This window comes from Caproicibacterium argilliputei, from assembly GCF_029211325.2.
Lineage (GTDB): Bacteria > Bacillota > Clostridia > Oscillospirales > Acutalibacteraceae > Caproicibacterium > Caproicibacterium argilliputei.
In genome coordinates, this window is the sequence record NZ_CP135996.1 from 872,747 (window position 1) to 896,967 (window position 24,221).

General features: G+C 52.2%; 22 protein-coding genes and 1 other annotated feature. Of the genes, 21 read left to right on the top strand and 1 reads right to left on the bottom strand.

Annotated elements, in window-relative coordinates; all coding sequences use genetic code 11:
• The first annotated feature begins 89 nt into the window (after window positions 1–89).
• The 19 genes from thyX (at window position 90) to PXC00_RS04260 (ending at window position 19,586) form a co-directional block, all read left to right on the top strand.
• The gene (thyX, locus tag PXC00_RS04170) at window positions 90–863 is read left to right on the top strand and encodes an FAD-dependent thymidylate synthase (RefSeq protein ID WP_275844307.1); all 774 of its coding nucleotides are present in this window, start codon (window positions 90–92) and stop codon (window positions 861–863) included.
• Window positions 863–1,531, top strand: a complete 669-nt coding sequence (locus PXC00_RS04175) for a dTMP kinase (protein WP_275844308.1) — start codon at window positions 863–865, stop codon at window positions 1,529–1,531. The genes thyX and PXC00_RS04175 overlap by 1 nt, the downstream gene beginning before the upstream one ends.
• Window positions 1,532–1,564: 33 nt before the next feature.
• On the top strand, window positions 1,565–2,107 hold the full coding sequence (locus PXC00_RS04180) for a DJ-1 family glyoxalase III (protein ID WP_275844309.1): 543 nt from the start codon (window positions 1,565–1,567) through the stop codon (window positions 2,105–2,107).
• A complete protein-coding gene (locus tag PXC00_RS04185; RefSeq protein ID WP_275844310.1) occupies window positions 2,098–2,721 on the top strand; it encodes a 5-formyltetrahydrofolate cyclo-ligase in 624 nt (207 codons plus the stop codon). The genes PXC00_RS04180 and PXC00_RS04185 overlap by 10 nt, the downstream gene beginning before the upstream one ends.
• Window positions 2,714–3,994 carry an endolytic transglycosylase MltG gene (gene mltG, locus PXC00_RS04190; protein WP_275844311.1) on the top strand — a complete coding sequence of 427 codons (1,281 nt, stop codon included), beginning with the start codon at window positions 2,714–2,716 and terminating at the stop codon, window positions 3,992–3,994. Before PXC00_RS04185 ends, mltG begins: the two co-directional genes overlap by 8 nt.
• On the top strand, window positions 3,991–5,241 hold the full coding sequence (locus PXC00_RS04195) for a peptidase U32 family protein (RefSeq protein ID WP_275844312.1): 1,251 nt from the start codon (window positions 3,991–3,993) through the stop codon (window positions 5,239–5,241). The genes mltG and PXC00_RS04195 overlap by 4 nt, the downstream gene beginning before the upstream one ends.
• 146 nt (window positions 5,242–5,387) lie before the next feature.
• On the top strand, window positions 5,388–7,052 hold the full coding sequence (locus PXC00_RS04200; RefSeq protein WP_275844313.1) for a peptidoglycan D,D-transpeptidase FtsI family protein: 1,665 nt from the start codon (window positions 5,388–5,390) through the stop codon (window positions 7,050–7,052).
• Window positions 7,040–7,233: a binding site (T-box leader), on the top strand. Its footprint overlaps the gene before it by 13 nt.
• 62 nt (window positions 7,234–7,295) lie before the next feature.
• Complete coding sequence (gene alaS / locus PXC00_RS04205; RefSeq protein ID WP_275844468.1) at window positions 7,296–9,926, top strand: alanine--tRNA ligase; 2,631 nt, start codon at window positions 7,296–7,298, stop codon at window positions 9,924–9,926.
• 149 nt (window positions 9,927–10,075) lie between these two features.
• Entirely contained in the window at window positions 10,076–10,414 is a 339-nt protein-coding gene (locus PXC00_RS04210) for a histidine triad nucleotide-binding protein (RefSeq protein WP_275844314.1), read from the top strand.
• A 117-nt stretch (window positions 10,415–10,531) separates the two neighbouring features.
• Complete coding sequence (locus tag PXC00_RS04215) at window positions 10,532–11,056, top strand: phosphoribosyltransferase family protein (RefSeq protein WP_275844469.1); 525 nt, start codon at window positions 10,532–10,534, stop codon at window positions 11,054–11,056.
• 24 nt (window positions 11,057–11,080) lie between these two features.
• Entirely contained in the window at window positions 11,081–13,306 is a 2,226-nt protein-coding gene (locus tag PXC00_RS04220; protein ID WP_275844315.1) for a ComEC/Rec2 family competence protein, read from the top strand.
• Window positions 13,306–14,358, top strand: a complete 1,053-nt coding sequence (holA, locus tag PXC00_RS04225) for a DNA polymerase III subunit delta (RefSeq protein ID WP_275844316.1) — start codon at window positions 13,306–13,308, stop codon at window positions 14,356–14,358. The genes PXC00_RS04220 and holA overlap by 1 nt, the downstream gene beginning before the upstream one ends.
• Window positions 14,355–14,978, top strand: a complete 624-nt coding sequence (locus PXC00_RS04230) for a toprim domain-containing protein (RefSeq protein ID WP_275844317.1) — start codon at window positions 14,355–14,357, stop codon at window positions 14,976–14,978. Before holA ends, PXC00_RS04230 begins: the two co-directional genes overlap by 4 nt.
• A 100-nt stretch (window positions 14,979–15,078) precedes the next feature.
• On the top strand, window positions 15,079–15,240 hold the full coding sequence (rd, locus tag PXC00_RS04235; RefSeq protein ID WP_275844318.1) for a rubredoxin: 162 nt from the start codon (window positions 15,079–15,081) through the stop codon (window positions 15,238–15,240).
• Between the two features lie 377 nt (window positions 15,241–15,617).
• Complete coding sequence (locus tag PXC00_RS04240; RefSeq protein ID WP_275844319.1) at window positions 15,618–16,028, top strand: hypothetical protein; 411 nt, start codon at window positions 15,618–15,620, stop codon at window positions 16,026–16,028.
• 85 nt (window positions 16,029–16,113) lie between these two features.
• Complete coding sequence (locus tag PXC00_RS04245) at window positions 16,114–17,250, top strand: hypothetical protein (protein WP_275844320.1); 1,137 nt, start codon at window positions 16,114–16,116, stop codon at window positions 17,248–17,250.
• Window positions 17,251–17,268: 18 nt separating this feature from the next.
• Window positions 17,269–18,054: a hypothetical protein gene (locus PXC00_RS04250; RefSeq protein WP_275844321.1), complete on the top strand. Its 786-nt coding sequence runs from the start codon at window positions 17,269–17,271 to the stop codon at window positions 18,052–18,054.
• Window positions 18,047–18,925, top strand: coding sequence for a hypothetical protein (locus PXC00_RS04255; RefSeq protein WP_275844322.1), 879 nt, complete (start codon window positions 18,047–18,049; stop codon window positions 18,923–18,925). Before PXC00_RS04250 ends, PXC00_RS04255 begins: the two co-directional genes overlap by 8 nt.
• A 10-nt stretch (window positions 18,926–18,935) precedes the next feature.
• Window positions 18,936–19,586 (top strand): ABC transporter ATP-binding protein, encoded by a 651-nt coding sequence (locus PXC00_RS04260; RefSeq protein ID WP_275844323.1) that lies wholly within the window; start codon window positions 18,936–18,938, stop codon window positions 19,584–19,586.
• Between the two features lie 102 nt (window positions 19,587–19,688).
• Here PXC00_RS04260 and PXC00_RS04265 read toward each other — a convergent pair whose 3' ends face one another.
• Window positions 19,689–22,040: a helix-turn-helix domain-containing protein gene (locus PXC00_RS04265; protein WP_316935104.1), complete on the bottom strand. Its 2,352-nt coding sequence runs from the start codon at window positions 22,038–22,040 to the stop codon at window positions 19,689–19,691.
• 325 nt (window positions 22,041–22,365) lie between these two features.
• Here PXC00_RS04265 and PXC00_RS04270 point away from each other — a divergent pair, with 325 nt between their 5' ends.
• On the top strand, window positions 22,366–23,307 hold the full coding sequence (locus PXC00_RS04270; protein ID WP_275844325.1) for an ABC transporter permease: 942 nt from the start codon (window positions 22,366–22,368) through the stop codon (window positions 23,305–23,307).
• Between the two features lie 11 nt (window positions 23,308–23,318).
• Window positions 23,319–24,212 (top strand): carbohydrate ABC transporter permease, encoded by an 894-nt coding sequence (locus PXC00_RS04275; RefSeq protein WP_316935105.1) that lies wholly within the window; start codon window positions 23,319–23,321, stop codon window positions 24,210–24,212.
• The last annotated feature ends 9 nt before the right edge of the window (window positions 24,213–24,221 follow it).

Below are 24,221 nucleotides of genomic sequence, written 5' to 3' on the forward strand. Positions count from 1 at the left end.
AAGGTTGAATCCGTACAGAAATTTTGCTATAATAACATCCATACAGACAAAAACCGCTTCGGCGGCAGTTTTGGAGGTCTTCTAATCTTATGGCGCACGTTGAACTGCTCACTTACACGCAGCTTCCGGAGAAAACGGTTGCTTCCGCCGCACGGCTGTGTTACTCGCCCGCTGAGATTTCCACCATTCAGCAGGGCATGACCGAGGAACGTGTTTCACATTTTATGGATATGCTGACGGAAAACGGGCATGAAACGCCGATTGAGCACGCTTCCTTTACCTTTGGTATCGAGGGCGTTTCGCGCTCTTTGCTGGCACAGATTACTCGTCACCGTATCGCGAGCTTCAGCGTGCAGAGCCAGCGCTATGTGGCGGAAATGCAGTTTTCCTATGTGGTGCCGCCGGAAATCGAGGCGATTCCGCAGGCAAAGGAAGAGTACCTGCGCGCCATGGAGGAGGACCAGCGCCACTATGAGCGTTTGACCGCCCTGCTGAAAGAAAAGCACAAACAGGCATTTCTGGCAGAAGGACTTTCGCCAAAGGCCGCGGAAAGCCGCGCACAGAAAAAGGCGATTGAAGATGCACGGTTCGTGCTGCCCAATGCCTGTACCACCAAGATGATCTGCACCATGGACGCACGCAGCCTGCTGCATTTCTTCGCCCTGCGTTGCTGCAACCGTGCCCAGTGGGAAATCCGCGCAGTCGCGGAGCAGATGCTTTGGCTGGCGAAGGACGCGGCACCGCATTTGTTTGCCAAGGCAGGTCCGGCGTGCCTGTACGGGCCTTGCCCGGAGGGAAAGATGTGCTGCGGCAAAATGGCAGAGGTTCGTGCACATTACAAGCGGGAAAGCGGGGAAGCCTGATGGGAAAGCTGCTGGTGCTGGAGGGTCTGGACGGCTGCGGAAAGCAGACGCAGACCACGCGCCTGTGCGGGGCTTTTGAGCAGGCGGGCACGCCGTACCGCCGGGTGTCGTTTCCAGACTATGCCCAGCCCTCTTCTGCTTTGGTGAAACTGTACCTGCAGGGGGCGTTCGGCACTTCGCCGCAGGACGTGAATCCCTACGCCGCTTCTTCTTTTTTTACCGTGGACCGCTTCGCGTCTTACCGACAGTTCTGGCAGAAAGACTACGAGGCGGGCAAAGTGATTGTGGCGGACCGCTACACCACTTCTAATCTGGTGTATCAGCTGCCCAAGCTGCCCCGTGGGGAGTGGGACGCTTTTACGGACTGGCTGCTGGACTTTGAATACACCCGTTTTGAACTGCCAATACCGAATTTAACGATTTTTTTGGATATGTCGCCGGAAGCCGCAGAGTCGCTGTTGGAAAAACGTTACCGCGGTAATGCGGAAAAAAAGGATATTCACGAGAAAAGCAGGACGTTTCAGCAGGCAGGTCGGCAGGCAGCGCTTTATGCCGCGCAGAAACTGCAGTGGCAGGTGGTTTCCTGTGACACGGCTGGGCACCTGCGCACGCCTGCGGAAATTCAGGCGGAGATTCTGCAGATTGTGCGGGGGCAGGCTCTGCTGTGAAATGACCCGAACGGGGAAAGGAGTTTTCAAAAAATGGTCTATGTGTTTTTAGCAAACGGTTTTGAGGAAATCGAAGCGCTGGCGCCGGTTGATTTGCTTCGCCGCGCCGGTCTGGAGGTTCTGACTGTCGGCATCGGTGACAATGAGATCACCGGTGCGCACGGCATTGATGTCACGCCGGATATTGCCGAGTGGGATTTGAACTTTGATGTGCAGCCCGCTGATTTGGTGGTACTGCCGGGCGGTATGCCCGGTACCAAAAATCTGGAGGCTTCTGCCAGCGTGCGGAATGCGGTGCAGTGGTGCGTGGAGCAGAACCGCTATATCGGTGCCATCTGTGCGGCGCCTTCGGTGCTGGGGCATTGGGGCGTGTTGAAGGGGCATGAGGCAGTCTGCTACCCCGGCTATGAGTCAGAGCTTGGCTGCACACTGGGCAAGAAACCGGTTGTGCAGAGCGGAAAGATTATCACCGCGCGCGGCGCGGGCGTTGCTGTGGAGTTTGGTTTGGCGCTGATCAGCGCCCTGTGCGGCGCGCAGAAATCTGAGGAGATCAGGAAATCGATTCAATGCAGGTAAAAAGAAACATTCGGGAAATCAAACAGGCGCTGCGCAAACGCTACCGGGCGTACCGGGAGTCTTTGCAACCCGCGGAAAAAGAGAAGCTGGATGCGGCTGTCAGGCGGCGTCTGTTTCGTTTACCCGTTTATCAGAACTGTCGGGTGCTTTTCATTTATGTCAGTAAACCGATTGAGGTGGACACGGTGCGCATTATCCAAAGCGCATTGGCGCACGGCAAGCACGTGGCGGTTCCGCGCTGCATTCCGAATACGTATCAGATGCAGTTTTATTTTATTCGTTCGCTGGAGGATTTGGAACCCGGGACCTTCGGCGTGCTGGAGCCGTCTGTGGAGCGCTGCCGCCCGGTTTCTGACCTGCGGCACGGGCTGTGCGTGGTGCCTGGGCTCAGCTTTGATACACAGGGGTACCGTCTGGGTTACGGTAAGGGGTACTACGATCGGTTCCTTTCTAATTTTGGCGGTCAGACAGTGGGCATCTGCTACCGTGCGTGTGTGCCGTGGAACCTGCCGCACGGGTACTATGACCGGCCGGTAGATCTTTTGGTTACAGAAACTTACATCAGAAAGACGGGCAGCCGTCCTGCCGGCCATCAGGAGGAACGCCATGACTGAAAATGAACACCCACAGTCGCTCAACAGTTTCAGCGGAAGTGAAGCGATGAAGGCAGAGGCCGCCAGAGAAGCAGCGGATGAAAAGCGCGCGCGGCGCAACCACAAGCGGCGCAATAAAGAAAAACGCAGGAGAAATCGCCGCTTTTTCCGCCTGATTTGGTGGTTCATGGTGGTGCTGGTTGCGATTATTCTGGGGCAGTTCCTGATTACCGGTCTGAACGATGTTTTAGCAGTTGACCGGAGCAGTGTCAATGTGACGGTGGAAATTCCCTCTTCCGTGACAGAAGCTTCAGTCAAACCATCTGCGCTCAGAAAGCTCAGCGGCGCCAAGCTGCGGGAAGCACAGGCCACCAACCGCGAGGTTACAAAGAAAGTAGCGGAAATCCTGCAAAAAGCAGGTGCGGTGGATAATCCTGATTTCTTCTGCCTGTACGCGCGCCTGCGCAAGGCGGACGGCTGCTTTCACAACGGTACCTGGCAGATTGATACCAAGACGGATTATGAGCAGCTGATTAACACGTTTGAGTCTAACGAGGGACGAAAGGACATCGTCAAGGTGACGATTCCAGAGGGACAGAATGCACTGGAAATCGCGCAGCTGCTGCAGAAAAATGGGGTTGTGTCCTCCGCACAGAAGTTTTTGGACGTGCTGAACACAGATGCTTTTGACAACACCTACACCATGGTGTCCGCCCTGAAGAGCCTTACTGGGCGGTACTACAAATTTGAGGGGTACCTGTTCCCAGATACGTATGAATTCTATCAGGATGAGGACCCGCAGAATGTACTGCAGAAAATGCTGGATGACGCTAATGACCATTTGACCAAGCAGATTCGGGACGAGGCAAAGAAGAACAACATGACACTGGATCAGCTTCTAACCATGGCGTCCATCATTCAGGCAGAGTCTGCAGACACCGCCGATATGCGCAACGTTTCTTCGGTTCTGCACAACCGCCTAAAATACGGGAGCAAGTATCAGATCTATACCCTGGACTGCGACTCCACCACCTACTATCCGTACCGCTCCAAAAGCGCGGTGCCCACAGCTAAGGGAAAGAACTATAAGAGTAAGTACGATACCTACACGGTGAAAGGTTTGCCTGCCGGTGCTATTTGTAACCCTGGCATGGCGGCCATTGACGCGGCGCTTCACCCGAATGAAACGGATTATCTGTACTTCTGTCACAATCCGAAAACCAAGCAGGCGTACTACGCAAGCAATGCGCAGGAACACGCCGATAATCTAGAAGAGGCAGGACTGACTTCATGAAAGCAACAAGACCAGCACCCCGTCTGCCGGAGCTTTTAGCACCGGCAGGGGACATGGAACGACTGAAAGCGGCCATTCAGTTTGGGGCGGACGCCGTTTATTTGGCAGGCACCGCGTTTGGTATGCGCAGTGCACCCTCCAATTTTACGCCGGAGCAGCTTGTCCAAGCGGTGGAGTACGCGCACAGCCGGGGTGTCCGCATTTACCTGACTACCAACATTATCCCGCGCAACCGCGACATTGAGGGGCTGGAGCCGTTTCTGCGCATGGCGCGGGATGCGGGTGTGGATGCGTTTATTGTCACCGACCTGGGGGTGATGGCGGCGGCACAGCGCGTGGCGCCGGGTGTGGAAATCCACATTTCCACACAAACCGGCGTGGCAAACTATGCGGCAGCACGCCAGCTTTACGAAATGGGTGCAAAGCGCGTGGTGCTTGCGCGCGAGCTTTCGCTGGAGGAAGTGGCGGAAGTGCGCGCCAAAACGCCGAAACAGTTGGAAATTGAGTGCTTTGTGCATGGGGCGATGTGCGTGTCCTTTTCCGGGCGATGCCTGCTTTCCAATTACTTTACCGGGCGGGACGGCAACCACGGCGACTGCGCACAGCCCTGCCGGTGGAAGTATGCGCTCTGTGAGGAAACCCGTCCCGGACAGTACCTGCCCATTATGGAGGATCAGGACGGCACATACATTTTGAATGCGAAGGATATGAATATGTCGGAGCATTTGCCGGAGCTGCTGCACGCCGGTGCGGACAGTCTGAAAATTGAGGGTCGCGCCAAGTCTGCTTACTATACGGCGGCAGCGACAAACGCGTACCGCCGCGCACTGGATGACGCGCTGGCGGGCGAGCCTCTCACACCGTGGGTGAAAGAGGAACTGATGAAAATCAGCCACCGGCAGTACAGCACCGGCTTTTACTTTGGACGTCCGGACCAGAATATGGATTTGGGCAGTTATGTGCGCGACTACGAAGTGGTGGCGGTCTGCGAGTCTTACAGAAATGGTGTGGCGGTGCTGTCACAGCGCAACCGCTTTTTTCGCGGTGACGTTGCGGATGTTCTGGAACCGGGCAAAGCGCCGTATCTGGTGCGGATGGATCACATCCAGAACGGTGATGGGGAGGAAATCGAGTCAGCCAACCACGCGGTTATGCGGGTGCTGCTTTATACGGAAACGCCGATTGCTTCCGGCGCGCTGCTGCGTGTGCAAAAGAAGCAAACTGCCGAGCCGGTTGCGCGGACATAACTTGACAGGCTATATCCTTTCCCAATTGCATTGTGCGTAAAGGAAATACATTTACAGCAAGAGCGGCTGCCGCAGCGCGAAAACTGAAAAATTGTGTATAAATGCACTTCTGTTTGGAAAAACTTTCTAAGTGGAGGTGCATTTTTATGCCAAAACCAGCGAAACGTATTTTGATTCTCATGACCGCAGTTTTCCTACTGCTGACATTCTGTGCGACCGAGGTACTTCGCATTGCTGTCTGGAATGATTCGCTGGCGAAAACAGCGGTTATGCAGCAAACCCTGACTTTGACGTTCACCTCGGGGCGGGGCAGCATTTATGACCGGAACCTGCAGCCGCTGACCGGTGGCAAAACTTCCTATCTGGCGGCGGTTGTGCCCGGAAAAGAAACCGCCGCTGCCCTTAGCAAAGTGCTTACCGCCCAGCAGATGAGCAGCGTCTATGACCGGCTTAAAGCGGGTGCGCCGTTTCTGACCAAGCTGGACGCACTGGTGGAAACAGACGGCATCCTGTGCTTTCCGGAACAGGAGCGTTACCCGGAGCAGATGCCCGCGGCGCATTTGATTGGGTATCTGGACAGCGGCGGCTGCGGTATCAGCGGCGTGGAAAAGGCGTTCAACAGTCTGCTGACAGCCGGCAGCAAGACAACGAAAATCACGTATCAGGTGGATGCGCTGCGGCACTTGCTGCCGGGGGAGTCGCCGCAGGTTCTTTCCAGTGTTTCTGGTGCAGCGGCCGGTGTGGTGCTTACCATTGACAAAGATTTGCAGAAAATTGTAGAGGACAGCGCCGCGCCAGTGCTGAAAAAGGGCGCTGTGGTGGTTCTGGAGGCCGGCACAGGACGGATTCTAGCGTCTGCAAGTTTCCCAAACTATGACCCCACGGATATTACGAAAGCGCTGAAAAGCGATGACGGGGCTTTGGTCAATCGGGTTCTGCAGCCATACAGCGTTGGCTCTGTTTTTAAGCTGGCGGCTGCCGCGGCGGCACTGGAACACGGTGCGGATCCCAATGCCAAGTATACCTGCACGGGCAGCGAAACCGTGGAGGGGCTGACGTTTCACTGTGCAGGCGGGGAAGCACACGGTACAGAAACCATGTGCAGCGCGCTTGCCAATTCCTGCAACTGCTATTTCATCAAGCTGATGCAGGCGGTTCCGCAGGCACAGTTTTTGACCATGGCGCGTTCGCTCGGCTTTGGGCAGAGCACAGAAATTGCGCCGGGGCTGTCCGGCAGCGCGGGTACTCTGCCAGCCTTGTCGGAGCTTGCAAACCGGCGGGCGCTGGCGAATTTTTCAATCGGGCAGGGAACGCTGCTGGCAACGCCGCTGCAGATTGCCGCCATGGTCAACGCGGTCGCTTCCCAGGGAATTTACACACAGCCCACAGTGTATGCCGGGCAGGCGGACGGCACCGGCCACCTTTCCGTGCAGGCTTCCCTGCAGAAAGGGGTGCCGGTCTTTTCGCACAGAAGCGCGCAGCTGCTGTGTTCCTTTATGCAGGAAAGCATGGCGAGCGGAACCAGCCGCCCCGGCCGCCCGGTGCACGTGAAGGCTGCCGCAAAAACGGGCACCGCGCAGACCGGCCATTTTACCGACGGCAAGGAGGAGCTCATTTGCTGGTACACCGGTTTTTTTCCGGTTGATACCCCTAAATATGTGGTAACGGTGCTGTCAGAAGGGGGCGAAAGCGGCGGCAAAACCTGCGGCCCTGTCTTTCAGAAAATTGCGGATGCGCTGTATCCGCATGAGATTGACAATACGGAAGATTGCGTTTATAATAATCCCATAAAGAATGTAAAAAAACAGTGAAGGGTACAAGCCCCCGCAGGACTGCACAGAGAGCCGGCAACTGGTGAAAGCCGGTCTTTCCAAGGGGGGTCGGCCGGCCCGGAGTTCCCCGCGATGAGCGGCGGCGTTTCCCGCGTTAAGGGAGCAGAGTGGCGCTTTGCAGCGCAATTTGGGTGGTACCACGGGTGTTCCCGTCCCATAGCGGACGGGAGCGCTTTCTTTTTTTGCAGAAATTCATTTGAATAAAGGATGGAGAGCAGCGAAATGCAGTGGATGGGTTTAAATGAGATACGGGAAAAATACCTGGAGTTCTTTGAGGGAAAGGGGCACCTGCGCCTGCCCAGTTTTCCCTTGATTCCGAAAGATGACAATTCCCTGCTGCTGATTAACAGCGGCATGGCGCCGATGAAAAAATATTTTACCGGTGAGGTGACACCGCCGCGCAAGCGCGTGACCACCTGCCAGAAGTGCATCCGCACCGGTGATATTGAAAATGTCGGCATTACCGACCGCCACGGAACGTTCTTTGAAATGCTGGGCAATTTCTCGTTTGGGGACTACTTTAAGCATGAGGCAACCGCCTGGGCGTGGGAGTTCTGCACCAAGGTCATGGAAATGCCAGTCGACAAACTTTGGGTCACGATTTATCAGGACGACGATGAGGCGTTTGAAGTCTGGACCAAGGAAGTCGGCGTTGCGGCAGACCACATTGTTCGTCTGGGCAAAGAGGATAACTTCTGGGAGCACGGCCCCGGCCCCTGCGGCCCTTGCTCAGAAATTTACTTTGACCGCGGCCCGGAGCACGGCTGCGGCAAGCCGACCTGCGGGGTTGGCTGCGACTGTGACCGGTATGTGGAATTCTGGAATGTTGTGTTCTCACAGTTTAACAGTGACGGCCACGGCAATTACCCGCCGATGGAGCACCCGAACATCGACACCGGCATGGGGCTGGAGCGCCTTGCCTGCGTCATGCAGAATGTGGACAACCTGTTTCTGGTGGATACCATGCAGAACATTATCAAAAAAGTCTGCACGATTGCGGGTACGGAATACGGCAAAGATAAAAAGAAGGATATTTCTATCCGCGTGATTACCGACCATGTGCGTTCGGTTACGTTTATGATTGCGGACGGCATTATGCCCTCCAACAACGGGCGCGGCTATGTACTGCGCCGCCTGCTGCGCCGCGCTGCGCGGCACGGGCGTTTGCTCGGTATCGACCGTTCCTTCCTCACAGAAGTGGCGGAGTCTGTGATTCACGAAAGCTGCGGTGCGTATCCGGAGCTGACGGAAAAGAAGGAAATGATTCAGAAGGTTATTTCTGTAGAAGAAGAAAGCTTCGCCAAAACCATTGACCAGGGCACCGCAATGCTCAATGAGATTATGGAGCACCACGAGGGAACTGTGATTTCCGGTGAGGATGCATTTAAGCTGAGCGATACCTACGGCTTTCCGATTGACCTGACCAAGGAAATCGCTGCGGAAAACGGCATGACCGTTGACGAGGAAACCTATCACCAGCGGATGCAGGAGCAGCGCCAAACCGCACGCGCCGCGCGGAAAAACGCGGGTGCAGAGTCCTGGGCAGGCGAAAGCGACCTGCTCAAGGGTGTGCCGGAAACGGAATTTCTCGGTTACCGGGAGCAGACCGCGCAGGCGAAAGTGCTTGCCATTATCGCCGGGGATGCGCGCGCAGAGTCCGCCGACGCCGGGGACGAGATTGGGCTGATTTTGGACCGCACAACTTTTTACGGAGAAAGCGGCGGTCAGGTTGGCGACACCGGAACGCTCAGTGCGGATGACGCGGTTCTGGCGGTCAGCGACACCACCAAGAACCATGCCAAAAACTTCATTCACCACTGTACCGTGCAGGCGGGCACCATTCGCATTGGCGACAGCGTCACCACGCAGCCGGACTGGAAGCGCCGGCAGGCCATCATGCGCAACCACACGGCGGCACATCTGCTGCAGGCGGCGCTGCGCCGTGTGTTGGGTACCCATGTGGAGCAGGCGGGTCAGCTGGTCAATGACCGCCACGTGCGCTTTGACTTTACACATTTTGCTGCGCTGACACCGGAGGAACTGCGGAAAGTAGAGGAAATGGTCAATGAGAAAATCCTCTCTGCAGTGCCGGTCGAAAGCAGCGAAATGCCGATTGAGGAAGCCAAAAAGCTGGGCGCCATGGCGCTGTTCGGTGAAAAATACGGAAAAATCGTGCGGGTGGTTTCTGTGGATGATTTCAGTAAGGAATTCTGCGGCGGCACGCATATGGACAATACCGCAAAGCTCGGCTTGTTTAAAATTGTTGCGGAAAGCAGCGTGGCGGCCGGCGTGCGGCGCATCGAAGCCGTGACCGGATACGGTGTTTACCGTCTGCTGAACGACAGCCTGCAAACAATTGACCAGACTGCTGCGGCGCTGAAATCGAATACTTCTGCGGATTTGGTTGCGCATGCGGAGCAGACTGCGGCACAGCTGAAACAGGCAGAAAGTGAACTGGAAAAGTTGAACGCCAAGCTGGCAGGCCGGCAGGTGGAGCAGCTTCTGGCAGCTGCAGAGCAGGCGGGCAGCGTGCGTGTTTGCACCGCCAAGCTGAACGGTGCAGACGCCGGCGTCCTGCGCACCATGTGCGACAAGGTGCGTGACCAAGCGCCGGACATGGTTGCGGTTTTTGCCGGTGTGAACGGCGCCAAGGCGAACATTGCGGTTGCTGTCGGCAAAGATGCCCTTGCCAAGGGTGCGCACGCCGGAAAAATTGCAAAAGCAGTCGCGCAGCTTGCGGGCGGCAATGGCGGCGGCAAGCCGGACTTTGCCATGGCAGGTGCGAAAGATCTGGCAAAACTCGACACCGCTCTGCAGGCGGCCCGCGGCATTACAGCGGAATTTGCAAAATAAGGAATCGGCACTTGCATATTCGTTTCAAAGCGATTATAATAAAACAGGTGCAGGCTTTGCTGCGGCGCTCTGTAAAATTGTGGGAGTGTCTGGCAAAGCCTTTTGTACGGAAAACTGCTGTCTTGTAAAAAGCAAAAGGAGGGAAAAGCATGGACTGTGTATTCTGTAAAATCGCATCCGGAGAAATCCCCAGCACACGGGTGTATGAGGATGACCTCTGCGTTGCGTTTAAGGATCTGGAACCGCAGGCGCCGGTGCATCTTCTGATTATCCCGCGCGCACACATTGCCTCTGTGGCAGAGATTACGCCGGAAAACAGCGCGATTGTCGCGCACATCTTTGAAGTGGCCGCAAAGCTTGCAAAGGAAAATCATCTGGAAAACGGCTGGCGCATTGTCAGCAATGTCGGCGAGGACGGCGGTCAGTCTGTGAAGCATATGCACTTTCACCTTTTGGGCGGACGTGCCATGGCATGGCCTCCCGGCTGATGCAGGAGCAGGCAGGAAAACCGGGCAAGGTTGGGTTTTCCTGAAACATATTGACTACAGAAAGGCCGGTTTTTCGTGAATCAAATCAAAACGATTGATGGCAGAAAGTATTATCATATGACCATAGCAGGCTGCGAGCGCGACCTGCCGATTTGCCCCATCAGCGACACCATGGACATTGCAGGCTTTGTCATGCTGGGCGATGTGGAAATTACGGAGGCAAGCGCCGCCGAACTGCTGAAGCGCTGCCCGGCGCATGATGTGGTGGTCACTGCGGAAACCAAGGGCATTCCGCTTTGCTACGAAATGGCGCGGCAGGGCTGCGGCCGGTACATTGTTGCCCGCAAAGGGCTGAAAGCCTATATGCGCAACCCGATTCATGTGGAGGTCAAGTCCATCACAACGGATCACTTGCAGCAGCTGTATTTGGCTGAGGATGACTACAAGGGCTTAAAGGGCAAGCGTGTGCTGATTGTGGATGATGTCATCAGTACCGGAGAATCCCTGGAAGCCATGGAGAAACTCGTGAACCAATTTGGTGGAGACATCGTCGGCCGCGCGGCTGTGCTTGCGGAGGGCGACGCCCAGAACCGAAAGGATATTCTCTTCTTGGAGCCGCTGCCGCTGTTTAGCCGGGAATAATCGAGTCATGTTGGGGATTACGGAATGAAAAGACCGCTTGCGTTGGTAGGTTTTACATATCTGCTGACACAGGCGGTTTCTGTATTTCTCGGCGGTACCGCAGGGTTCCTGCTCGGTGCCGCCTGCTTGCTGCTGGGGCTTCTGCTTTTGCTGCCGCGCTGTTCGGCGGCCGGCAAAAGCCGTGTGCTGGCAGCGGCGGCTTTTACCGCGGCAGCTGCCTGCCTGTTGGGCGGCTTGGCGCGTCTTCCACTGACGCAGGCGGCGCAGCAGAATGTCGGAAAAACCGTTACGCTGACCGGCGTGGTGACGGAAGAACCGGATTTTTCCACCGGAAAGGCACAGTACACGCTGCGTGTGGAAACCTGCGGCGGAAAAACAGACAGCACGCTCTGCGGCAAAAAAATCCGTTTTACGGCGGGAGAGGACTTTTCTGCAGAGCAGTTTGACCGTGTCACAGGAACGGTGCGCCTCTTTGCACCGACTGCTGCGGGATTCTTTTCCAAGAAGAACCGTCTGCTTGCAGAAGGAGTGGTACTGGAGGGGTATCTGTACGATTTTCGTCCGTTTACGGCAGAGGCGGCGCAGCCGTCGCTTTGGCAGGAGGTTCCGTACCGCATCCGTCAGAGTCTGCTGGAACAGTTTTCGCTGCACCTGCCGTCACCGGAAGATTCCCTGGTGAGTGGTGTTTTGGTTGGTGAGCGGCAGGCGATTCCGGACGCGGTCAATCAGGCGTTTCGCAGTGCCGGCATTTCTCACCTGCTGTCCGTTTCCGGTTTGCACATGGCAACGGTGGCACAGATGCTGCTGCTGCTTTTAGCACTGCTGCCCTTGCCACGCAGAGTCCGGCATCTGCTGGCGTGCGGGGGCGTGCTGCTGTTTATGGGCATCACCTGTTTTGTGCCGTCTGTGCTGCGCAGCGGCATTATGTATCTGGTGCTTTTGTGCGGAAACTGTTTTTACCGGAAAGCGGATGGCTTGAATTTGCTGGGACTTTCTATGCTGCTGCTCTGCCTTGCGAATCCTTATGCAGCAGCGGATTTGAGTTTGCAGCTGAGTTTTGCCGCGACGCTGGGGCTGCTGCTCTGTACCGGCCCCTTGGAGCGTTGGTTTCGGCAGCGTGTGGGTGTGCGCGGCGTGCGCCGCAGGCTGCTGCATCTGCTGTTTGGTACAGCGGCAACCTCTTTGTCAGCAACATTGTTTACCCTGCCGGTGTCACTGCTGGTGTTTGATGAGCTGTCACTGGTTTCTCCACTGGCAAATTTGCTGGTGCTGACACCCTCCGGCTGGATGATTTACGCGGGGTTCGGTGCAGCTTTTACAGGGCCGTTTCCGGTTCTGCACAATGTTTCCACGTTGCTGTGGCAGGTGACAGCGGCATTGGCACGCTGGCTCATTGACAGCGCCGCGTGGTGTGCGTCCCTGCCTTTTGCAAGTGTGCCGACCGGCTATCGCTTCGTGCAGCTTTGGCTTGCCTGCACGCTGTTGCTTCTGGGGGTGGGCTGCCTGCTCTGCCGCCGGCATCGGCGGCTGCCGCTGCGCCTGACGGCAGCGCTTTCCGCCGTGCTGTTCCTGCTGAATCTGCTGGTGTATGAAACGGGTGCCAATGCCCTCAAAATTACGGTTGCTGCGAGCGGAGAGGGTGTCAGTGCGGTGGTAAGCTACGCCGGGCGCGGGGTAGTCATCGGCTTTGGTGCGGACAGCTGGCAGACCGAACGGATTCTGCGCCGCTGCGGGGTTGCAAAATTGGACACCGCTGTGGTGCTGAGCTTATCGAACCGCGAGTGCCAACAGGCGGCTGCTGTTTTGACGGATTGGCATGCAGACCATGTGATTCTGCCCGGTGGTACAGTGTTGGACGGTGCCTTGGAGCAGGCGCTTTCCCATGTGGGCAGCTGCACGGTTGCAGGCACACAGGCACAGGTGTCTTTGTGGCAGCGCAGTGTGTTGCTGACCTTTGCAAACGGTGCGGCCCATCTGCAGGCAGAGGGGCTTTCGGTTCTGTTCTGTGGGGAGGATGCCGACCTGGCAGACGCGCCGGCGGGGTTACTGAACGCGCAGGTGTTGGTGTGCGGCGATCTGCCCAAGCGGGAAGAGATGCTTCAGACTGCTCTGACGGTTCTGTGCCGGTATCCGAATTCTTTAAAATCTTACGCAGAAAGCCGGCGCGGCCTGCCGAGTGTGCTGGGCGGCGGGCAGGATTTGGTTCTGCAGCCCCAAAGCGGCGCGGTGCGCATAAGGAGGAACGACTGATGGCACACTTCAAAGAAGCCGAACTGAAAAAACAGATGGAGGCTGACACCCTTTCCGGCGTGTACTTCCTTTACGGCGAGGAAAAGTACATGGTATCGGTGTGGGCGCAGCGGCTGATTCGCCGGGCGGCAGGCAAAGAGTTTCTGGACTTTAACCTGCAGCGCTTTTCCGGTGAAGTGTCTGCGGACGCCTTGGACGATGCGGTGCAGGCGCTGCCGTTTATGGCGCCGCGCAAGTGTGTCGCTGTGGCGGACCTTTCTTTGGACGGGCGGGCGCCGTCGGAGCTGAAAAAGCTGGCGGAGCTTTTGGGAGATGTGCCGGAAACCACGGTGCTGGTGCTTTCCTTTGCGGCGAGTGACCCGCCGCTGAAAAAAGAAAAAAAGTGGAAAGATCTGTTTGCACTCTGTCAAGAAAAGGGCGTGTGTGTCGAGTGTACGCGCCGCACCCAGTCAGACTTGGAAAAACTGCTTGTGGCAGCCGCAAAAAAGCGCGGCTGCGTGCTTTCCCGTACGCTTGCCGCGCGGATGTACCGCTATGTCGGCAATGATTTGACTGCCCTGCTGAATGAGTTGGAGAAGGTCTGCGCCTTTACCGGCGAAGGGGAAATTCGGGAAGATACGGTTGACCGGCTGGTAACGCGCAATTTGGAAACGCGTGTGTATGACCTGAGCAAGGCACTGCTGGCTGGGCGCTATGAGCGTGCTTATCAGGTCTTAGGGCAGCTTTTGGATCAGAATGAAGAGCCGGTGCGGATTTTGGCGGTGCTGTCCGGTGCGTATGTGGACTTATATCGGGTGCGCACGGCGCTGCAGAGCGGTGAATCTGCATTGGAGCCGGCGCGGCACTTTCCGGAGTACCGCAACCGGGAGTTCCGCCTGACCAATGCGGAGCGCGACACGCACGACCTTTCCACACAAATGCTGCGCGCCAGTCTGGAAGTGCTGCTGCGGGCGGATTTGGATTTGAAAGGTTCCCGCACAGACAGCCGCCTGATTTTGGAGCGCACACTGGCGCGCCTGCTGGTGATTGCAAAAGAGGAGGAGCGCGCGTGAAGAAACTGACCATCAAAGAAGCCATTGTGGTCGAGGGCAAGTACGACAAGATTAAGCTTTCTGCGCTGATTGACGGCCTGATTTTGGAAACACACGGCTTCCGAATTTTTCGGGATGCAGAACAGCTTGCGCTGCTGCGCCGTTTGGCGGACAAACGCGGCCTGCTGATTTTAACCGACAGTGACTCTGCCGGTTTTCTGATTCGCAATTTCCTGAAAGGGGCTATTCCGCCGGAAAAAATCAAGCACGCGTATATTCCGGATGTGTTTGGCAAGGAAAAGCGCAAGTCCGCACCCGGCAAGGAGGGCAAGCTGGGAGTCGAGGGAATTTCCCTGCAGGTGCTGCGTGACTGCTTGGAGAAAGCAGGCGTGGTCAGCGATGGCGGGGCTGTTCCTGCGGGCCGCCGCATTACAAAGGGTGATTTGTATGCGCTCGGCCTTTCCGGTGCGCCCGAAAGCGCGGCACACCGCCGGGCTGTGCAGAAGGCGCTGAATCTGCCGGAGCATCTTTCTGCCAATGCGCTGGTCGAGGTGCTGAATGTGATCACAGACTATGAAACCTTTGCGGAACTCTGCTGTACTTTGTTTGCAGATGCACAGAATCATGGATGCCTTTCTTAGAATTTCGTGTATAAAATATGAACTTTCGATAAATAACTTGATATTGAGTCACTTTAATGCTAAAATGCGATTATGGTTTTAGGAAGGATGGGATTCAGGTATGAAAAAATATGTCTGTCAAGTTTGCGGCTATGTTTACGACCCGGAAGTCGGCGATCCCGACAACGGCATTGCACCCGGCACGGCATTTGAAGATTTGCCGGAAGACTGGGCGTGCCCGCTTTGCGGCGTAGACAAATCCCAATTTGAGCCGGAAGCGTAATTTTTAACAAAGAACCGAAAATGTCCCCAAATGCAGAAATTTTTCTGTGTTTGGGGGCTTTTTTATGCAGAAAGGGAGCAAAAAATTCCACTGAATAATTTGTAAAAATAATCAATCTATATAATTAAAATGGCAAAACCACTATCACTTATCGCCGATTCACCATCACTTATCGATTTTATATTGACTTTTTTAGGAAAATAGCGTATAAAAGAAACATGAATAAAGGGAAAATATAAAATTTTTATTAGAAACTTTTTATGTTTCCAGACCTAGCTTGTAAGCTGCCAGTGCTTTTTGTAGGCGCCCAAAAAATGCAGACAGTTCTACATAAAAAAGTGTTCGTAAACAGACGACCAAAAAAGGAGGAACGAGAAATGTTGAAAAATTTACGCAGGCGTGTTGTTGCTATTACGGCAGCAGCACTCATGGTCACCGCAACCGCCGCCCCGGCGTTTGCAGCAGGCTATCCTTTCTACTTTACAATTGCCGCAGGCAGTGGCGCTCGGTTTGATACGACTGCGCCACAGACAAAATCGTATGATGGGGATTCCCAATGGTATTTCACACCGGAATCGGGCAGTTGGAACGGAAGCGTATGCAAAACATGGGCTTATACTGAGTATGCGAATCATCCCGGGACACCCTCCGGATATCACAATGTAAGAGAGTATGGTCGTCATGCGTGGAATTATCAGTATACTCCAGCAGGCGGTACGTCTCTTCAGTGCGAAATAAAGGAAGAAAGTCCACACGGCTATTGGATGAGCGGGCATTGGTGCCCGTAAGCAACAAAAAGCAGTCGGAAAAAGCGGCGAAAAATTTCCGCCGCTTTTTCTTTGCTTTCTTTATGGATAAAAGGAGGAGAGGAAAATGAAATGTCAGAAATGTCTTTCACTGGTCTGCGCCGCTTCGCTGTTGGCAGGAATGCTTTTGGGCTGCAAGCCAACAGAGGTGGAGGAATCGTCCGCCAGTATGCAAACACTGCAGAGTACGGCAGGAGAAGATGCCGTGCAGAAATTTCAGCAGACGTTTCAAAACGGATTTCAGGTAGACGCGACCTATCAAAAACCGAAGGGTGTGGATTTTAATGCCATGCCGGTGCAGCCCGTGGTTCCGCAAAATTTTTTGCTTGCAGAGGACAAATTGCTGAATTTGCTGATGCCCGGGCAAACTGTGTCTAAGAAGCAGGAATTTACCGATTCGGTTGCGATGGTAGACGGAACCTACATGCAGAGTATACAATTGAACTTAAAAAACGGTGCACAGATAAATGCTGACAATCAAGGAAACGTGGCTGTCACGACGCCTTTGGGTGAGAGTATATCGTATGCCTATGAGGATCCACTGTATGACGGCAGTGCGGAAGAAAGTGACGCCCGCAGTTACACGAAAACAGAACTTGCGTCTTATCCCAAACAGAAAGCGGTGCGTGCCGCAAAACAACTGGTGACAGATTTGAAAGTGGACTGCGGCGACGCGGTGCGGGTTGTTGCATTGGACCACGAAACTCTGCAAAAGTTAGAAAGAGACCCACAAAAAGTGAGTGTAAAATCAACGAACGAGAAAAAGAAGGGTACTTGGACAGAGAATGACGAATGCTACGCCATTTATTTTCAGCAGAGTGTAAGTGGGCTGCCGGTGGTCAATCGTCATGTCTCTCATGCAGAAGCGGGATGCGTTTGTTCGAATATCCGAATTCTGTATGGCAAACAGGGGCTGGTGGATTTATATATCACAGCACTGCAAAAAGGCAGTGACAAGCCAACTACCACAAAAGTTTGCAGCGTGCAGACAGCTATGCAGGCCATAACGGAAAACTTCAAGGATACACAGCTGTCCGGAAAGCAGACGCTGAACGAGATTGCCCTGAAGTATGCGGAGCGGGAGACCTCCATAACGCAATGGAAGTTCAGCCTGAAACCGATTTGGGAAGCAACGATTTATGATGAATCGGGAAAATACAGTTCAAAAGTTTATGTGGATGCGGAAACCGGAAAACTTTTGTAAGTAGGGGGTGTAAAAAATTTGAAACGCTTTTGGAATCTTTTTAAAACGGACCTGCGGCGTGCCTTTGGCGTTCGCCTGTGGCTGCTGTGTCTGGGTGTAACCGCGCTCTTTTTGCTGAGTCTGAGTCATTATTATTTTTTGGGCGGAGAAGATTTTTGCTATCGCATCAAGCTTGCCGAGCTGCCGATTTTTATAGACATCATGTTGGTTTTCAGTACGGCTGCTTACGGGGTTTCGTTTTGTGAGGACTGGGACAACCGCAACATTCGAAACCTGTTTGTCCGTGCGGGCGCGAAAAAGTACGCCGCGTCAAAGGTGGCTTCGTGCTTTCTTGCTTCCTTTACGGTATTGTTTATCGGGAAACTGCTCCTGGTACTTTCACAGCTGGCTGTTTCACCGGTCTTATTTAATCCAGATGTATTTGACGGAATGCAGTCCCCTGCCGGTTCTGTGGATGCGTTAGCTTACACCGGAAATTTTGGCGGCTGGGTTCTGGTGAATTTGGTTCGCTTTGCGTTAGAGGGAACTGTCTTTTCTGTTTTGGCGCTTGCTGTTTCCACTGTTTTGACCAATAAATTTGTGGTTTTGGTGGTTCCACTGATTGTCCGTATGCTTTATCAATGTGCAACGATTGGAGGATTCATTCCGGCAGCATTGACTATGAGCAATTTGTTCGAAGATTCGTACTGCAGCCTCAGCGTTTTTCAGGGGCTTTTGCGCCCGGTCCTGATTTCGCTGGCCAGTTGTCTGTTGTTCGGCTGCTTGTTCTTTTACGGTGTAAAAAGGAGGCTTGAAAATGGATAAACAGAGTCAACCGCTGCGCATTGGTTTGATCGGCCTGCGAAAGTGGAACAGCAACCTGCGGGTCGGGGCTGTTTTTGCGGTTCTGCTGGTTTATATTTTCTACATATTCAGCGGTGTGCGGCTGCTTTGTCGAGATCAAGATATTGCGGTGACACCGTGGATTTTGTCGGGTATATTTACCCATCAGGACAATCTGACATTGCTGCTGATGCTGCCGGTTTTACTGTTCTGTGATGCGCCGTTTTTGGATATCCAGTCACCTTACAGCGTCATACGCAGCGGCCGGCACCGGTGGGTTCTTGGACAGTGCCTTTATGTCGTTTTTGCATCTATGCTGTATCCGCTCATTATCTATGCAGCCAGCTTGATTTTTTGCCTTCCAAATTTGAGTTTTTCAACAAAATGGGGGCATATCCTCAAAATGTATTCTACAACATTTACAAAGGAATTTGGAGAACGATATAAGGCAACTTTCATGATGAGTGGAACGGTTATGGATGCCTATACGCCGGTGCAGGCGACACTTTTGACGCTTCTGCTGGTGATGTTGGTCAGCGTGTTTTTGGGTCTGTTGATTTTGGCGCTGAATCTGTGCTTTCGCAGAGTGGTTGGGCTGGCGGCAGCGTCCTGCTTTGTGTTTTTAGACTTTTTTGCCGCTTGGTTTGAAGAAATACAGGGACCGCTGGGAAGTGCTGTTTACTTCATTTCGCCGGTGTCTTGGTGCAATTTAAGTAATTTTAAAAACGGCATTGAGGTGCGGCCGACTTTGCCGTACGCGTTGATTGTTCTGCTTGTGTTAGATGTTTTGCTGATTCTTTTGTCAGTCTGGCAGATGAAAAACCGGGAAATTGAAGTGCTCCCAGAGATATGAGGTGAAAAGAATGGAAGAAATGATGATAAAAGTTGAGCACGTAGAGAAGCAGTTTAAAGAGGTTAAAGTTTTAAAGGATATCAACGTTTGCCTTGAAAGAGGGAAAATTCACGGCTTGATTGGCCGCAATGGTTCCGGCAAAACTGTGCTGATGAAGTGCATTTGTGGTTTTATGAAGCCAACGGCAGGCAGCATCACTGTGGCTGGGAAACGTGTGGGAAAGGACGTGGACATTCCGCAAAATCTGGGTGTGATTATCGAGGCACCGGGATTTTTGCCGGGGTACTCCGGCTTTAAAAATCTCAAGTTCTTGGCGGACATTCAAAAAAAGGCGGACGCCGCCAGAATCACAGAAGTCATGGAGCGCGTGGGGCTTGATCCGGCGAGCAAAAAGCACGTGAGCAAGTACAGCTTGGGTATGCGCCAGCGGCTGGGCATTGCGCAGGCAATCATGGAGGACCCGGACCTCCTGATTTTGGACGAGCCAATGAACGGTCTGGACAACCACGGAGTGGAGGACATCCGCGCCCTGCTGCTGAGTTTAAAGGAAGAGGGCAAAACCATCCTGATTGCCAGTCACAGCGCAGAGGATATCGCGGTGCTGTGCGACACGGTGCACGAAATGGATGCCGGTGTGCTGACCAGTGCTGCGGAAGCGTAATTCAAAAAAGGCACGTCCGAATTTGGACGTGCCTTTTTTGAGTGGTCACCCAGTTGCAGAGATTGGTTGGGCTTTCGTGATATGATGGCAAATACGCGAAGTTCAGATTCTCTGGTTGGTGCGGCTGTGCCGCTCTTTGCGGTACTCCGTGGGCGTAATTCCTTCGCTGAGTTTGAAAGCGCGAACAAAGGGATTTCTGTTGTTGAATCCGACTTCCTCTGCAATTTGATCAATTGTTTTGGACGTTTCGGTGAGCAGTTCTTTTGCTTTTTGAATCCGCAGGTTGGTTACATACTGCTTAAACGGAATGCCGAGTGCTTTTTTTAGCCATTTAGAAATATACTTCGGATTTGTCATAAATTTTTCGGCAAGGCTGTCTAAGTACAGATCCTTTGTGTAGTTGTGGTCGATGTATGCTTTGATTTGTGAAATATCCAGTTTGTTTTCACAAGAGTCTGCACGAGATTTCAAGCGCTGCATCACTGCGTTTAGGTAGTCACTGATTTCATCGGCACGCAGCTGCGGAAATTCCTGCAAAAGGTCCACATACTTTTTTCGCATGACGGTTTGAATGTCCAGGTTCTTTTCGGCGAGTACGCGGCTGATGGTGTTGTAAATCTGAATATAAATCTGCTTTAAAGCATTTTCAGAAACGTGGTTCTGCAGATTGCGAGTGACGATGGTTTCAACCAGAGAAGTAACTTTGTCAAACTGATTGGAGAATAAATAATTGTACAGTCGGTTTTCCTCTTCTGAAGAGTACTGATAGGAAGCTTTGTGGCCTTCCGGTCTGAAAAGAGCGACTTTTTCCGGGTTGAATTCCGAAAGGAACGGAAAAGCCCGCAAAGCCTCGTTATAGGATTGGCTGATATTTATGATATCAGCATAGGTGCGGCCAAGAGCAATGCGAATGCTGATGAACGCTTCATCTTTTTGAAACAACGCTGCAAACTGAGAGAGGCAGTGCGCCATTTCTTCCTCACAACCCGGAGTCAGCACATTAATTACGGCGGCAAAAACGGTTTGCTTCAGCTTAACAGTAAAGTAGGGATAGGGTAAAGGAAGGTTTTTCTTAATGATATTGCACAATTGCCGGTCAATTTTGACGCGCTGCTCATCTGTATAATGCTGGTAGAAATCATCTTTGAAAGAATAACGAATGACCGCAACTTCAAAAAATGGATTGGGAAACAAGGCGTTGATCTGTGGCAAAAATGGAAATTCTGTGCTTCCCTCTTTTACCGAAAGATTATGATTGAGCAAGTGAAACAGGAGATGTTCATTGATGTACGGAACGGCCAGTACCATGGATTTTGACAGTTCTTCGTTGTCTTCCAAAATATCTAAAATATGATTACCGAGAAACTGAATTTCATCAACCGGAGGGCCGGCACGCCACCCCTCCGGTTTTTGCTGTTTCACCTTAAATAAAACGGTTAGCTGCTTGATAGGATGGTACAGCTTCCGTACACCGAACACAGAAAAGCATACGCTGATTACCATACAAATAAGGATGCCTAGAATGGAGATCATTCGAACTCGTGCGGAATTTTGATGAATATCTGCCACCGGAATCATTGCGATATAAGTAAAAGCAGTCGAAGTGCTATGGGGGTTGTTTACAGCAATCAGCAGATAATTTTTTCCGGAAAATGTGCGTGTTTCCACGGTGCTTTTTCCGGACAGAGAGGCCAGCAGCTTTTGCATTTCTTGAGCGGAGGCCGAATCATCGGTTTTGGCGATTGTTTGCTTTTGTGCATTTAAAATGAACAAACTGCTGTGGGTGGTTGGCTTGCTGTGACTCAGCAGTTTTTCAATTTCGCTGACTTTTAGGTTGATGACTAGCAGATTGTGAGAGTGGCTTTTTTCTAAGCTGTTGTCAATAATTGGGATGATTTCAAAGGCGGCATCGCTTCCTCTGTGTACAACTGTATTGGAAAGAATATTGTAGTCAAACTGGTTTTTGTAATGCATCCAGAAGTCTTGCGGATAGTTTTGATAGGCATACATTTTGTTGAAAAAGTCGTCATAGGGAAAAGTACCGCTGGAGTTGATGATCATGCGGTAGGATTTCTGCAGAATAAAAACGCTGTCCACATAGCTCTGAGATGCCTGATATCTGCCGAACAGATTGATGACGTTGCCGATTTGAGATTGATTTTCTTTTTGGTAGGGCTGGGAACTGTAGTAGACTTCATTGAAATCATCGGAGGAATTGAATAGAATGGTAGACTCTAAAATTTCTTTCATATTGTCATCTACCGTTCCGGAGATATTTTGAATGATTGTTTCATAGTGGTTGGATATTTCCTTCTCAAAAAACAGCAGAAAAAGCTGGTTTTGCAGGGCGGCGTAAATGAGCACGGAAATTGCCGGGACCAAGACAAACAACAGAATTTTTGAACAGTAGCTTTTCAAAAAACGTTTGCACGCCTGCAATTTGGATATTTTCAACAAGAAATCCCTGCTTTCTGTTCTCTATTTGATCTGTTACTAGCTTAGCGAAAATTGCAGCGCTTGTAAATACACAAAAAATCGCAAAGCTATAAAATTCTACATCATTTCCGCAGCGTTCGGTTTTTGCTACACGAAAGCGATTTTTGTCGGAGCGGGAATGCTGTATAGAATTTTATAACTGTAGAAAAAAGAAATTCTTAAAAATACCTTAAAAAACGGAGAAATTTATACTGAAATTATTTAGTTTGCCTAGAGAAATCTGTGCGTGTGTTTTATAATACGACTTAGCTTCAAATCCAAATTCGAGGAGGATGACAATCTCATGACACGCGCAATCCACAGCACATCGGCGCATCACAAACGAAAAGGGGTGTTTCTGTTCCGAAAATATCATCAGCTTTACCTGATGCTCGCGGTTCCCATTCTGTACTTCATCATTTTTAAATACGTACCTATGGCCGGCAATATTCTTGCATTCCGGAAATATGACGCCGGCGGTTCTATTTTCGGCTCCAAGTGGGTGGGGCTAAAGTATTTTGAGCTGTTCATCACAGACCCGTATTTTTGGAATGTTTTCAAAAATACACTGGTGCTGAGTGTTCTCAATTTTCTCATTGGTTTTCCGATTCCCATCCTTTTTTCCCTGCTGCTCAACGAAGTGCAAAACAGCTGGTGCAAAAAGTTTGTGCAGACGGTATCTTACCTGCCAAAGTTTTTTTCGACTGTGGTGGTTGTGGGCATGATGTCCGTGCTGCTTTCGCCAACCAACGGGCTTATAAATCAAATGTTAGCGAAGTTCGGCATTGCGTCAATTTACTTTATGAACAGTAACGAATGGTTTCGTCCACTGTACATTCTGTCAGATCTGTGGCAGTACGTCGGCTGGAATTCGATTTTGTACATCGCGGCGCTGACTAATGTAGATCCACAGCTTTACGAAGCTGCCGAAATTGACGGTGCCGGTTATCTGCAGAAAACCTTTCACGTGACCATTCCGGGGATTATGCCGACCATCGTTTTGACGTTGATTTTGAGCGTGGGCTCCATTTTGTCCGTCGGCTTTGAAAAGGTGCTGCTCATGTATTCTCCGAGCACCTATCAGGTTGCGGATGTTATTCAGACGTACGTTTACCGGATTGGCATTGTGGACAACAATTACAGCTACAGTACGGCAGTCGGGCTGTTTCAGGCGGTCATCAGCCTCATCCTGATTTGGGGCGTTAATGCGATGTCCAAAAAATTTACAGACTCCAGTTTGTGGTGAGGTGAGAGAAAATGGTGCAGAAAAGAAAGCAGCGGTCGATTGGCCGACGGGTGTTTTTGGGAATTAACGCGGTCATTATGCTGTTTGTGGTGACGGTAACGCTTTTTCCGTTTTTGTATATGTTTGCAACCTCTTTCAGCAGCACGGAGGCCATTGTGAAGGGAGAGGTTACCTTTTGGCCGGTTGACTTTACAGTGAATTCATATGCGGCGATTTTGCAGCAGCAGCAGTTCTGGAGCGGGTATAAAAACACGATTCTGTACACCGTTTTCGGTACGGTGATAGGAGTCCTGCTCACGGCCATTTGTGCTTACCCACTTTCCAAGAAAAAATTGCCGGGGAAAAAGGGCATTTTGATGTTCATGGTTTTTACCATGTATTTTGGCGGGGGACTGGTTCCGTATTACTTGCTGATAACTGGTTTGCACATGATAAACACGATGTGGGCGATTATCCTGCCCGGTGCAATCAGCACCTACAATATGCTGGTCATGCGCACCTTCTTTATGGGCATTCCGGACAGCCTGGAGGAAGCCGCGCAGATTGACGGTCTGGGTTATCTGGGGATTTTCACAAAAATCATTTTGCCGCTTTCCAAGCCGGTAATTGCTACCATTGCGCTTTTTAATGCGGTGGGATACTGGAACGACTGGTTCAATCCGATGATTTATCTTAACAACACATCCAAATATCCGGTGACACTGTTTTTGCGCAATGTGGTGATGGGGGCTACGCTGTCCGTAAAATCAGGGCAGCAGATTACCTCCTCTTCCAGTATGCAGACGATGCCGCAGACCCTGCAGGCTGCCACCATTATGCTCGTGACCATTCCGATTCTTTGTGTCTATCCCTTTGTGCAGAAATACTTTGTCAAAGGCGTTATGATTGGTTCTATCAAAGAGTGAGTCATTCGC